The organism is Sodalis praecaptivus, from assembly GCF_000517425.1.
GTDB lineage: Bacteria > Pseudomonadota > Gammaproteobacteria > Enterobacterales > Enterobacteriaceae > Sodalis_A > Sodalis_A praecaptivus.
Window position 1 is genome coordinate 1 of the sequence record NZ_CP006569.1, and the last position, 12219, is coordinate 12219.

12 protein-coding genes are annotated in these 12219 nt (G+C 56.5%); all 12 read left to right on the forward strand.

Annotation, left to right across the window (positions count from 1 at the left end; genetic code table 11):
• Window positions 1-350 precede the first annotated feature (350 nt).
• The 12 genes from mnmG (at window position 351) to glmU (ending at window position 12072) form a co-directional block, all read left to right on the forward strand.
• Window positions 351-2240, forward strand: a complete 1890-nt coding sequence (gene mnmG / locus SANT_RS00005) for a tRNA uridine-5-carboxymethylaminomethyl(34) synthesis enzyme MnmG (RefSeq protein WP_025420274.1) — start codon at window positions 351-353, stop codon at window positions 2238-2240.
• 17 nt (window positions 2241-2257) lie between these two features.
• Complete coding sequence (gene rsmG / locus SANT_RS00010) at window positions 2258-2878, forward strand: 16S rRNA (guanine(527)-N(7))-methyltransferase RsmG (protein WP_025420275.1); 621 nt, start codon at window positions 2258-2260, stop codon at window positions 2876-2878.
• Window positions 2879-3513: 635 nt separating this feature from the next.
• A complete protein-coding gene (gene atpI / locus SANT_RS00015) occupies window positions 3514-3894 on the forward strand; it encodes a F0F1 ATP synthase subunit I (RefSeq protein ID WP_025420276.1) in 381 nt (126 codons plus the stop codon).
• Between the two features lie 8 nt (window positions 3895-3902).
• A complete protein-coding gene (gene atpB / locus SANT_RS00020; RefSeq protein WP_038668021.1) occupies window positions 3903-4721 on the forward strand; it encodes a F0F1 ATP synthase subunit A in 819 nt (272 codons plus the stop codon).
• 49 nt (window positions 4722-4770) lie between these two features.
• The gene (gene atpE / locus SANT_RS00025) at window positions 4771-5010 is read left to right on the forward strand and encodes a F0F1 ATP synthase subunit C (RefSeq protein WP_000429386.1); all 240 of its coding nucleotides are present in this window, start codon (window positions 4771-4773) and stop codon (window positions 5008-5010) included.
• 57 nt (window positions 5011-5067) lie between these two features.
• Window positions 5068-5538 carry a F0F1 ATP synthase subunit B gene (gene atpF / locus SANT_RS00030; RefSeq protein ID WP_025420278.1) on the forward strand — a complete coding sequence of 157 codons (471 nt, stop codon included), beginning with the start codon at window positions 5068-5070 and terminating at the stop codon, window positions 5536-5538.
• Between the two features lie 14 nt (window positions 5539-5552).
• Window positions 5553-6086 (forward strand): F0F1 ATP synthase subunit delta, encoded by a 534-nt coding sequence (gene atpH, locus SANT_RS00035; RefSeq protein WP_025420279.1) that lies wholly within the window; start codon window positions 5553-5555, stop codon window positions 6084-6086.
• 12 nt (window positions 6087-6098) lie between these two features.
• Window positions 6099-7640: a F0F1 ATP synthase subunit alpha gene (gene atpA / locus SANT_RS00040; RefSeq protein WP_025420280.1), complete on the forward strand. Its 1542-nt coding sequence runs from the start codon at window positions 6099-6101 to the stop codon at window positions 7638-7640.
• A 50-nt stretch (window positions 7641-7690) separates the two neighbouring features.
• The gene (gene atpG, locus SANT_RS00045; RefSeq protein WP_025420281.1) at window positions 7691-8554 is read left to right on the forward strand and encodes a F0F1 ATP synthase subunit gamma; all 864 of its coding nucleotides are present in this window, start codon (window positions 7691-7693) and stop codon (window positions 8552-8554) included.
• A gap of 32 nt (window positions 8555-8586) precedes the next feature.
• Window positions 8587-9969 (forward strand): F0F1 ATP synthase subunit beta, encoded by a 1383-nt coding sequence (gene atpD / locus SANT_RS00050; RefSeq protein ID WP_011412219.1) that lies wholly within the window; start codon window positions 8587-8589, stop codon window positions 9967-9969.
• A 20-nt stretch (window positions 9970-9989) separates the two neighbouring features.
• Window positions 9990-10412: a F0F1 ATP synthase subunit epsilon gene (locus SANT_RS00055; RefSeq protein WP_025420282.1), complete on the forward strand. Its 423-nt coding sequence runs from the start codon at window positions 9990-9992 to the stop codon at window positions 10410-10412.
• Window positions 10413-10695: 283 nt separating this feature from the next.
• The gene (glmU, locus tag SANT_RS00060; RefSeq protein WP_025420283.1) at window positions 10696-12072 is read left to right on the forward strand and encodes a bifunctional UDP-N-acetylglucosamine diphosphorylase/glucosamine-1-phosphate N-acetyltransferase GlmU; all 1377 of its coding nucleotides are present in this window, start codon (window positions 10696-10698) and stop codon (window positions 12070-12072) included.
• Window positions 12073-12219: the final 147 nt, after the last annotated feature.

Consider the following 12219-nt stretch of genomic DNA (forward strand, 5'->3'; position numbering starts at 1 on the left):
ATAACTCCGGTTAAAACCCGCTGAAAAGCGGTAGTTATCCAATGTATAACCTTAAGAGTCGCCGACGCCTGTGGATAAGAGCTATAGATGATCCCAGCTTATACCGGCCGGGATCACCGATCATTCACAGGCTCGGAGGATCGATAATCCCTTGTATAGGTTGATCAAAACGGGCTTATCCACAGAGGATCGCGATCCTAGTAGTAGACATAACAAGAGATCTTTAAATAAAAAGATCTTTCTTTAATTACCCGCGGATCTTCCGGGCTTGTATCCCGCCTAAACTTGAGTAGAATCCTCTTCCCCAGGCCCCTTGACGATCCTTCGCTTTCACGTGAGGTGTTTTTACCATGTTTTATCCCGATCATTTTGACGTCATCATCGTTGGTGGCGGCCATGCCGGCACGGAAGCGGCAATGGCGTCGGCACGGATGGGATGCCAAACCCTGCTGCTGACGCATAACATTGATACGCTTGGACAAATGTCCTGTAACCCGGCGATCGGCGGTATCGGCAAAGGGCATTTGGTCAAGGAAATTGATGCGATGGGCGGTTTGATGGCGCAGGCCATCGACAAGGCCGGCATTCAGTTCAGGATACTAAACGCCAGTAAAGGGCCGGCGGTCAGGGCGACCCGCGCACAGGCGGATCGCGTGCTTTACCGCCAGGCGGTGCGCGGCGCGCTGGAGAACCAGCCTAACCTGATGATCTTTCAGCAGGCGGTGGAGGATCTGATCGTGGATGGCGATCGGGTCGTCGGTGCCGTTACGCAAATGGGGCTGAAATTCCGCGCCCGCGCCGTGGTGCTGACCGTGGGGACCTTCCTGGACGGCAAGATCCACATCGGCATGGATCACTACAGCGGCGGTCGGGCAGGGGATCCGCCGTCGATTTCTCTGTCGCGCCGTCTGCGCGAGCTGCCTTTCCGGGTGAACCGCCTGAAAACCGGTACGCCGCCGCGTATTGATGCGCGCAGTATTGATTTTTCGCAGCTGGCGACACAGCATGGCGACGATCCGCTACCCGTCTTCTCATTTTTGGGCTCGGCGGATCAGCATCCGCGCCAGATCCCCTGTTATATCACCTATACCAACGAGAAGACCCATGAGGTCATCCGCCAGAATCTGGATCGCAGCCCGATGTACGCCGGTATCATCGAAGGCGTCGGGCCGCGCTATTGCCCGTCCATTGAAGATAAGGTCATGCGTTTCGCCGATCGCGATGCTCACCAGATCTTCCTCGAGCCGGAAGGGTTGACCAGCAATGAAATTTATCCCAACGGCATCTCGACCAGCCTGCCGTTCGATGTACAGATGAAAATCGTCCACTCCATGCAGGGATTGGAGAACGCGCGCATCGTGCGTCCGGGTTATGCGATCGAGTACGACTTTTTTGATCCGCGCGATCTCAAGCTGACGCTGGAAAGCAAATTGATCGCAGGGCTGTTCTTCGCCGGCCAGATCAACGGGACCACCGGATACGAAGAGGCCGCCGCCCAGGGCATGCTCGCCGGTCTAAACGCCGCCAGGCTTGCCACCGACCAAGAGGGCTGGTCACCGCGGCGCGATCAGGCCTATCTGGGCGTGCTGGTGGATGATTTATGCACATTGGGCACCAAAGAGCCTTACCGTATGTTTACCTCGCGCGCCGAATACCGGCTGCTGCTGCGCGAAGACAATGCCGATCTTCGGCTGACGGAAGTCGGCCGGCAGCTCGGTTTGGTGGATGAGGTGCGCTGGGCGCGCTTCTGCGCCAAGCAAGAACAGATCGCGCTGGAGCGTCAGCGTCTGCGCGATATCTGGGTGCATCCCGGCAGCGAAGGCGTCGAACAGCTTAATCCGCTGCTTAAAGCGCCGCTGACGCGCGAAGCCAACGGGGAAGAGCTCCTGCGCCGCCCGGAGATGGATTATGCGCGGCTGACCGGCCTGGACCGCTTTGGTCCGGCGCTGACCGACGACCAGGCGGCGGAACAGGTCGAGATTCAGATCAAATACCAGGGCTACATCGCCCGTCAGCAGGAGGAGATCGCGCGCCAGATGCGCAATGAACATACCCTGCTGCCGGTGGATATGGATTTCAGCGCCGTATCGGGCCTGTCCAACGAAGTGATCGCCAAGCTTAACGATCATAAACCCAACTCTATCGGCCAGGCTTCACGGATATCCGGCGTCACGCCGGCGGCGATTTCCATCTTGCTGGTCTGGCTGAAAAAACAGGGGCTGCTGCGCCGCAGCGCCTGACAACGACGGATTCATTGATGCTTGAAACATTGGAGACCCTGCTAGGGCAGGCGGACATGGCGCTGTCGGCGGCGCAAAAAAAGCAGTTGTTGGGCTATGTCGCGCTGCTACACAAATGGAACAAGGCCTACAACCTGACGTCGGTGCGTTCCCCTGAGCAGATGCTGGTTCGCCACATCATGGACAGTATCGTCGTCAATCCCCATTTGCGCGGTGACCGCTTCATCGACGTCGGCACCGGTCCGGGGCTGCCGGGCATTCCGCTGGCTATCGTGCGGCCCGAGGCGCATTTCACTCTGCTGGACAGCCTGGGCAAGCGCATACGCTTTCTGCGCCAGGTACAGCATGAACTGGGGCTCGACAATGTCACGGCGGTGCAGAGCCGGGTAGAGCGCTTCACGCCGTCTGCGGGCTTTGACGGCGTCATAAGCCGCGCTTTCGCCTCCCTCGGCGACATGCTGACCTGGTGCGCTGCGCTGCCGGCCAAAGAAAAAGGCCGATTTTATGCGCTGAAAGGCCAGCTTTCCGAGGCGGAGCTGACAGCGCTGCCGCCGGGATTTCGGTTAGAATCGGTGATCGGGCTTCAGGTGCCTGGCCTGGAAGGTGAGCGGCATATTGTGGTGGTGGCGGCGAATTAAATTGCTTTTCGTCAACAAAAAGGCAAAAAGAACCGTCGCGCGCTTTATTAAATAAACCGCCGGCGGTAATTTAGCTGTCCCGAGAATCATTTACCTCTCTTTTACATTTCATTAGCAATTGAATCCCGTCGGTGAATAGTACCCGTACTAATAGTAACCGCAGTAAATATATGTAATCAAAAATTACGCCCACATTACTAAACCGTGCGCCAATATAAACGCGCGAGACGTCCGAAGCGTAACAGATGCGTCCAAATAGGGGCGATTTTATAAAAATTAATATTCAAGTAATTGTATATTATCCAGAATAATTCATTTTTTAAATCCTGCGATGGCTAAATTAACCGCCGGCTCGCGCTTTTAAATCCGTCGTGGTGTGATCTTGTGCACAGTTTTACAGGCGATAATTGGTGAAGCGTTGGAAAGTTTTGCATGTTATGATTCCCGCGCTTTTGCGGTAAAAAAGATGAAATCTGCATTCTTTAAATTATTGTTCACCTTTTCGCTACTTATCGATTGAATTCGTAGTACTGACCCGTATAATTTGCACGTTTTTCACCGCTTGACTGATCGCGGCAAAGGCAGTTTTATACACACTCAGCCGGAGTTGAGCGGGTAGGGAGAGTATCAAAGTCATGACCTTAGCCCTTTACAGCGGTAAAGTCGCTGGAAAGCTACTGTTTGCCCAGTTGATGACTTTGGTGCTGTTCAGCGTTCTGTTCGCTCTGCAAAGCCCCCGCGCCGCCGCATCAGCCGCGGGGGGCGGGCTGGCCGCCTGGTTGCCGAATGTCGTGTTCATGCTGTTTGCATGCCGTCATCAGGCCCAGGCCGCGGTCTCGGGTCGCATCGCCTGGTCGTTCGCCGTCGGCGAGGGGCTGAAAATGGCGGCGACCATCGCCTTGCTGGTCGTCGCGCTTGGGATGTTCAAGGCCGCGTTTGTCCCATTGGGCCTGACCTATTTATCGGTGCTGATTGTGCAGATATTGGCACCGGCCGTAATTAACAACAAAGGGTAAGAGGCATCATGTCTGCATCAGGAGAAATCGCTACTCCACAGGAATACATAGGCCACCACCTGAACAACCTTCAGTTGGACCTGCGTACGTTTGAACTGGTTAATCCCCACTCGGCGGCGTCTTTCTGGGTCCTGAACATTGATTCCATGTTCTTCTCGCTGCTGCTGGGCGCGATTTTCCTGCTGATCTTTGGCCGCGTTGCCAAGGGCGCCACCAGCGGCGTCCCCGGGAAAATGCAGACCTTCGTCGAGCTGGTGGTCGGCTTTGTCGACGGCAGCGTGCGGGATATGTTCCACGGTAAAAGCAAACTTATTGCGCCGTTGGCGTTGACCATCTTCGTCTGGGTCTTTTTGATGAACCTGATGGATTTGCTGCCCATCGATCTGCTGCCCTATCTCGGTGAGCACGTGCTGGGCTTGCCAGCGCTGCGCGTGGTGCCCTCGGCTGACGTTAACATTACGCTGTCGATGGCGCTCGGCGTGTTTATCCTCATCCTGTATTACAGCGTGACGATGAAAGGGATCGGCGGCTTTGTTAAAGAGCTTACCCTGCAGCCGTTCAATCACCCGATTTTCATTCCCGTCAACCTGATTCTCGAAGGCGTCAGCCTGCTGTCTAAGCCAGTGTCGCTGGGCCTTCGGTTGTTTGGCAACATGTATGCAGGTGAGTTGATCTTCATCCTGATTGCCGGTCTGTTACCGTGGTGGTCGCAATGGATTCTGAATGTGCCCTGGGCCATTTTCCATATCCTGATTATTACGCTGCAAGCCTTTATCTTCATGGTCCTGACGATTGTCTATCTCGCGATGGCATCTGAAGAACATTGATTTTTATAACTTTAATACTGCGTTTAACTGAAACAAACTGGAGACTGTCATGGAAAACCTGAATATGGATCTGCTGTACATGGCTGCCGCTGTGATGATGGGTCTGGCGGCAATCGGTGCTGCGATCGGTATCGGCATCCTGGGTGGTAAATTTTTGGAAGGCGCCGCGCGTCAGCCTGATCTGATCCCTCTGCTGCGCACGCAGTTCTTTATCGTTATGGGTCTGGTTGACGCCATCCCCATGATCGCCGTGGGCCTGGGCCTGTACGTGATGTTCGCCGTAGCCTAGTGTTAAACGCCAAGCTAACCAACATCGAACCGTTAACTTTACAAGAGGCATTGTGCTGTGAATCTTAACGCAACAATCCTCGGCCAGGCCATCGCGTTTGTCCTGTTTGTGCTGTTCTGCATGAAGTATGTGTGGCCGCCGTTAATGGCCGCCATCGAGAAGCGTCAGAAAGAAATTGCTGACGGTCTGGCTTCCGCGGAACGCGCCAAAAAAGATCTGGACATCGCCCAGGCCGAAGCAACCGATCATTTGAAGCAAGCGAAGGTGGAAGCCCAGGCTATCATCGAACAGGCCAACAAGCGTAAAGCGCAAGTGGTTGATGAAGCCAAAGCCGAAGCGGAAGCGGAACGCAACAAAATCCTGGCGCAGGCGCAGGCGGAAATTGACGCCGAACGCAAGCGCGCCCGCGAGGAGTTGCGCAAGCAGGTCGCTATGCTGGCTTTGGCGGGTGCCGAGAAGATCATCGAACGTTCCGTGGATGAAGCTGCCAACAGCGACATCGTCGATAAAATTGTCGCTGAACTGTAAGGAGGGAGGGGCCGATGTCTGAACTGGTAACTGTAGCTCGCCCCTACGCCAAAGCGGCTTTTGACTTTGCTGTCGAGCACCAGGACGTGGCGCACTGGCAGTCGATGCTGGCGTTCTCTGCCGAGGTGAGCCGCAATGAGCGGATAGCCGAACTGCTCTCGGGCGCCGTTGCGCCCGAAAAGCTGGCGCAGACGTTTATCGCGGTCTGTGGCGAGGCGCTTGATGCCTCCGGTCAGAACCTGATTCGGGTCATGGCGGAAAACGGGCGTCTGGCGGTTCTGCCCGACGTGCTGGAGCAGTTCATTCTTCTGCGCGCGGCGCAGGAGGCGACTGTGGAAGTGGATGTCATTTCCGCCAGCGCGTTGAAAGAAGAGCAACTGGCAAAAATTAGCGCCGCGATGGAGCAACGTCTGTCACGCAAAGTTAAGCTGAATTGCAAAATTGATAAGTCTGTCGTGGCCGGCGTCGTGATACGCGCGGGCGATATGGTGATAGACGGCAGCGTACGCGGTCGTCTGGAGCGCCTGGCAGACGTCTTGCAGTCTTAAGGGGACTGGAGCATGCAACTGAATTCCACCGAAATCAGCGAACTGATCAAGCAGCGCATTGCTCAGTTCAATGTAGTGAGCGAAGCTCACAATGAAGGTACCATCGTTTCCGTCAGCGACGGGATCATCCGCGTACACGGCCTGGCCGAAGTCATGCAGGGTGAAATGATCGCGCTGCCCGGCAACCGTTTCGCCATCGCCCTGAACCTGGAACGCGACTCCGTCGGCGCCGTGGTCATGGGGCCGTATGCGGATCTGGCCGAAGGCATGAAAGTCAAATGCACCGGGCGTATTCTGGAAGTGCCGGTCGGCCGTGGCCTGCTTGGCCGCGTGGTCAATACCCTGGGTGCGCCCATCGACGGTAAAGGCCCGCTGGAGCACGACGGCTTCTCCGCCGTTGAAGCCATTGCGCCGGGCGTTATCGAACGTCAGTCGGTCGATGAACCGGTACAGACCGGTTATAAATCCGTCGACGCCATGATTCCTATCGGCCGCGGTCAGCGCGAGCTGATTATCGGCGACCGTCAGACCGGGAAATCGGCGCTGGCCATCGACGCCATCATCAACCAGCGCGACAGCGGCATCAAATGTATCTATGTCGCCATCGGCCAGAAAGCGTCCACTATCGCCAATGTGGTGCGTAAGCTGGAAGAGCACGGCGCGCTGGCGAACACCATCGTGGTCGTCGCCACCGCATCCGAATCCGCCGCATTGCAGTATCTGGCGCCGTATGCCGGTTGCGCCATGGGCGAATACTTCCGCGATCGCGGCGAAGACGCGCTGATCATTTATGATGATCTTTCCAAGCAGGCCGTGGCGTATCGCCAAATCTCCCTGCTGCTTCGCCGTCCGCCCGGCCGTGAAGCCTATCCCGGCGACGTGTTCTACCTGCACTCCCGTTTGCTGGAGCGCGCTTCCCGCGTTAACGCGGAATACGTTGAAAACTACACCAAGGGCGAAGTGAAGGGCAAAACCGGTTCGTTAACCGCGCTGCCTATCATCGAAACCCAGGCAGGTGACGTTTCCGCCTTCGTTCCGACCAACGTGATTTCCATCACCGATGGTCAGATCTTCCTGGAATCGAACCTGTTCAACGCCGGTATCCGTCCCGCCGTTAACCCGGGGATTTCGGTTTCCCGCGTCGGCGGCGCCGCCCAGACCAAGATCATGAAAAAACTGTCCGGCGGTATCCGTACCGCGCTGGCGCAGTATCGTGAATTGGCCGCTTTCTCCCAGTTCGCCTCCGACCTGGATGACGCGACCCGCAAGCAGCTGAATCACGGTCAGAAAGTGACCGAACTGCTGAAGCAGAAACAGTATGCGCCGATGTCGGTCGCCCAGCAGGCGCTGGTACTGTTCGCGGCGGAACGCGGTTATCTGGAAGATGTCGAGCTGGCGAAAATCGGCGATTTTGAAGCCGCGCTGATGGCCTACGTGGACCGCGAGCAGGGCGAATTGATGCAACAAATCAACCAGACCGGCGCTTATAACGATGATATCGAAGGCAAGCTGAAAGGCATTCTCGATACCTTCAAAGCAACCCAGTCCTGGTAACGCGCTATGGCCTGCTACGGCAGGCCATAAAGCAATGAGGAGAAGCAGAAATGGCCGGCGCAAAAGAGATACGTAGTAAGATTGCAAGCGTCCAGAATACGCAAAAGATCACCAAAGCGATGGAAATGGTCGCCGCCTCCAAAATGCGTAAAACTCAGGAACGCATGGCGTCCAGCCGTCCTTATGCAGAAACGATGCGCAAAGTGATTGGTCACCTTGCACTGGGTAATCTGGAATACAAACACCCCTACCTGGACGAGCGCGACGTAAAGCGCGTGGGTTACCTGGTGGTGGCCACCGACCGCGGTCTGGCGGGCGGCCTGAACATTAATTTGTTCAAAAAGCTGCTGGCGGACATGAAAGAGTGGAACGGGAAAGGCGTGGAAACCGAACTGGCGCTGATTGGCTCCAAGGCGGTGTCTTTCTTCAATTCGGTCGGTAGCAAAGTGGTTGCTCAGGTGACGGGCATGGGGGACAACCCCACGCTGTCAGAATTGATCGGGCCGGTAAAGGTTATGCTACAGGCCTATGACGAAGGCCGCCTGGACAAGCTCTATATTGTCAGCAACAAATTTGTCAATACCATGTCCCAGGTGCCGCAGATTTTGCAAATCCTGCCTCTGCCGCCAGCGGAAGAAGCGGATTTAAAGACCAAATCCTGGGATTATCTGTATGAACCCGATCCCAAAACGCTGCTGGATACCCTGCTGCGTCGTTATGTGGAATCGCAGGTTTATCAGGGCGTCGTTGAAAACCTGGCCAGCGAACAGGCCGCGCGTATGGTAGCGATGAAAGCCGCAACGGACAACGGCGGCAGCCTGATTAAAGAGCTGCAACTTGTTTACAATAAGGCTCGACAGACCAGCATCACTCAGGAACTCACCGAAATCGTCTCGGGAGCCGCCGCGGTTTAGGTTTAGGTTACGAATTACGTAGAGGATTCAAGATGGCTACTGGAAATGTTATCCAGGTTATCGGCGCCGTGGTCGACGTCGAGTTCCCGCAAGACGCCGTACCCAAGGTGTACAACGCGCTTGAAGTGGAAAACGGCGCCGCGAAATTGGTGCTGGAAGTAGAACAACAGCTGGGCGGCGGCGTCGTCCGCTGCATCGCGATGGGCTCCTCCGACGGTTTGCGTCGCGGCCTGAAAGTGACCGATCTCGAACGCGCGATTGAAGTGCCGGTGGGTAAAGCTACCCTGGGCCGCATCATGAACGTGCTGGGCGAGCCGGTCGACATGAAGGGCGATATCGGCGAGGAAGAACGCTGGTCAATTCACCGCCCGGCGCCGAGCTATGAAGAGCTGGCCAGTTCCCAGGATTTGCTGGAAACCGGTATCAAGGTTATCGACCTGATGTGTCCGTTCGCCAAGGGCGGTAAAGTCGGCCTGTTCGGCGGCGCCGGCGTGGGCAAGACCGTTAACATGATGGAGCTTATCCGCAACATCGCTATCGAACACTCCGGTTATTCCGTGTTCGCCGGCGTGGGTGAACGTACCCGTGAAGGTAATGACTTCTATCATGAAATGACCGACTCCAACGTTATCGATAAGGTTTCGCTGGTGTATGGCCAGATGAACGAGCCGCCGGGCAACCGTCTGCGCGTAGCGCTGACCGGCCTGACCATGGCGGAGAAATTCCGTGATGAGGGTCGTGACGTTCTGCTGTTTATCGACAACATCTACCGTTATACCCTGGCCGGGACCGAAGTGTCCGCGCTGCTTGGCCGTATGCCGTCCGCGGTAGGCTACCAGCCGACGCTGGCGGAGGAAATGGGCGTGTTGCAGGAGCGTATCACCTCCACCAAAACCGGGTCTATCACCTCGGTGCAGGCAGTCTACGTCCCCGCGGATGACTTGACCGACCCGTCGCCGGCGACCACCTTCGCCCACCTTGACGCAACCGTGGTTCTGAGCCGTCAAATCGCCTCTCTGGGGATTTACCCGGCGGTTGACCCGCTCGACTCCACCAGCCGTCAGCTGGATCCGTTAGTGGTAGGCCAGGAGCATTATGATGTGGCGCGCGGCGTGCAGTCCATTCTCCAGCGCTATCAGGAGCTGAAAGACATCATCGCTATCCTCGGCATGGACGAGCTGTCCGAAGATGACAAGCTGGTGGTATCGCGCGCGCGTAAGATTCAGCGCTTCCTGTCCCAGCCATTCTTCGTGGCGGAAGTGTTCACCGGCTCGCCCGGTAAGTACGTGGCGTTGAAAGACACGATCCGTGGCTTTAAAGGCATCATGGACGGTGAATACGATCATCTGCCGGAACAGGCGTTCTACATGGTGGGTTCCATCGACGAAGCCGTGGAAAAAGGCAAGAAACTGTAACGCCTTGAGAGGAGGGTGATATGGCTGCAAAAACTTACCATCTGGATGTGGTCAGCGCCGAAAAACAGATGTTTTCCGGGCTGGTTGAGAAAATCCAGGTGACGGGTAGCGAGGGCGAATTGGGGATTTTCCCCGGTCACGCGCCGCTGCTCACCGCCATTAAGCCCGGTATGGTGCGTATCGTTAAAGAGCACGGCAACGAAGAGTATATCTACTTGTCCGGTGGTGTACTTGAAGTGCAGCCCAGTACGGTAACCGTACTGGCCGATACCGCCATTCGCGGCAAGGATCTTGACGAAGCGAGGGCGATGGAGTCCAAGCGCAAGGCGGAAGAGCATATCAATAACTCCCACGGTGATATTGATTATGCCCAGGCGTCTGCCGAGCTCTCCAAAGCGCTGGCGAAATTGCGGGTCATCGAACTGACCAAAAAAGCGATGTAATCAAGAGTAAATCATGAAAGGCCGGTCGCGATGACCGGCTTTTTTTTTATCTTTAATTAAGTCGCGGAATATTCACCGGCCTATGTGGGCAATTTCAGGACCGCGCCGCTGAAAAAAACGCCAGTTACGCCGCCATTTTCCTTTCTGGCAACACAATCGTGACAAATAGCCTTAGCGCCGGGCGGCTACGCCCTGTAAAGTGTTTTTCATGCCAAAATATGTAGTAATCCCGCCTGCGAACGGGTTTACTTTCGTCTGATAAACAGGATTCCACAGGATGGTTATGTCGAATCGAGCATTAAGCGTGGTTGTCCTTGCCGCCGGCAAGGGAAGTCGAATGTTTTCCGCCTTGCCCAAAGTGCTGCATCCCCTGGCCGGTAAAGCTCTGGTGCAACACGTTATAGATGCCGCAACCCAGCTGGGCGCGGCGCGCATCCATCTGGTCTACGGTCACGGCGGCGAATTGCTGCGTGAACGGCTCGCCCGCCAGGATGTCCCCCTGAATTGGGTCCTGCAGGCCGAGCAGCGCGGCACCGGCCATGCCGTACAGCAGACGCTGACGGACCTGCGCGACGAGGAAGATGTCTTGATCCTGTACGGCGATGTCCCGCTTATTTCTCCCGACACCTTGCAGCGCCTGCTGACGGCAAGGCCGGAGGGCGGTATTGGCCTGCTGACGGTAACGCTGGACAATCCCGAGGGCTATGGCCGTATCGTACGCACCGACGGCGAGGTGGTCGGTATTGTCGAGCAGAAAGACGCCAGCGAACAGCAGCGGCAAATTAAGGAAATCAACACCGGTATTCTGGTGGCTGGCGGCGGCGATTTGAAACGCTGGCTGGGGCAGTTAACCAACCATAACGCGCAGGGCGAGTTCTATTTGACGGACATTATCGCCATGGCCTGGCACGAAGGCCGAAAAATCAATACGGTGCAGCCCTCGCGGCATAGCGAAGTCGAAGGGGTGAATAACCGGCTACAGCTTGCGCGTCTGGAGCGGCTATTTCAGCAAGAGCAGGCGGAGCGTCTTTTGCTGGCCGGTGTGATGCTGTCCGATCCGATGCGTTTCGATTTGCGCGGCGAACTGCGTCACGGACAGGATGTCTCCATCGACACCAACGTCATCCTTGAGGGCCGGGTGACGCTCGGCAACCGGGTGATAATTGGTACCGGTTGCGTCCTGAAAAATGTGGTCATCGGTGATGATGTGGTCGTTAGCCCGTATACCGTTATCGAAGACGCCCGCGTGGCGGCGCACAGTACTCTCGGTCCCTTCGCCCGACTGCGCCCCGGCAGCGAGCTGGAGGAGGGCGCGCACGTGGGGAATTTTGTCGAGATGAAACAGGCCCGCCTGGGCAAAGGGTCGAAAGCCGGCCATCTTAGCTACCTCGGGGACGCCGAGATAGGGGCACAGGTCAATATCGGCGCCGGTACCATCACCTGTAATTATGATGGCGCTAACAAGCATAAAACCGTGATCGGCGACAATGTCTTCGTCGGCTCCGATAGCCAACTGGTGGCGCCGGTAACCCTTGGCCGCGGCGCCACCATCGGCGCCGGCACGACCGTTACGCGCGATGTGGCCGACGGCGAAATGGTCATCAGTCGGATCCGTCAGTTTCCCATTGCCAACTGGACGCGACCGGTGAAGAAAAAATGAGGATGCGGCCGCCCTTAGCGGGTGGTTTTGTCCGCCGCGCTACCCTAAAGCGGCCGGCAAGACCTGCGGCGTGTAGCGGCGCCGCGCCGGTCGGATTTGGTGCTAGCTCATAACGGCGATTGCAGCCGTTTAATCAGGAATAACCGA

What these genes read in the sequence shown, in the direction of transcription:
- mnmG (WP_025420274.1), top strand. Translation starts at nt 351, where the DNA reads ATGTTTTATCCCGATCATTTTGACGTCATCATCGTTGGTGGCGGCCAT.
- rsmG (WP_025420275.1), top strand. Translation starts at nt 2,258, where the DNA reads ATGCTTGAAACATTGGAGACCCTGCTAGGGCAGGCGGACATGGCGCTG.
- atpI (WP_025420276.1), top strand. Translation starts at nt 3,514, where the DNA reads ATGACCTTAGCCCTTTACAGCGGTAAAGTCGCTGGAAAGCTACTGTTT.
- atpB (WP_038668021.1), top strand. Translation starts at nt 3,903, where the DNA reads ATGTCTGCATCAGGAGAAATCGCTACTCCACAGGAATACATAGGCCAC.
- atpE (WP_000429386.1), top strand. Translation starts at nt 4,771, where the DNA reads ATGGAAAACCTGAATATGGATCTGCTGTACATGGCTGCCGCTGTGATG.
- atpH (WP_025420279.1), top strand. Translation starts at nt 5,553, where the DNA reads ATGTCTGAACTGGTAACTGTAGCTCGCCCCTACGCCAAAGCGGCTTTT.
- atpA (WP_025420280.1), top strand. Translation starts at nt 6,099, where the DNA reads ATGCAACTGAATTCCACCGAAATCAGCGAACTGATCAAGCAGCGCATT.
- atpG (WP_025420281.1), top strand. Translation starts at nt 7,691, where the DNA reads ATGGCCGGCGCAAAAGAGATACGTAGTAAGATTGCAAGCGTCCAGAAT.
- atpD (WP_011412219.1), top strand. Translation starts at nt 8,587, where the DNA reads ATGGCTACTGGAAATGTTATCCAGGTTATCGGCGCCGTGGTCGACGTC.
- SANT_RS00055 (WP_025420282.1), top strand. Translation starts at nt 9,990, where the DNA reads ATGGCTGCAAAAACTTACCATCTGGATGTGGTCAGCGCCGAAAAACAG.
- glmU (WP_025420283.1), top strand. Translation starts at nt 10,696, where the DNA reads ATGTCGAATCGAGCATTAAGCGTGGTTGTCCTTGCCGCCGGCAAGGGA.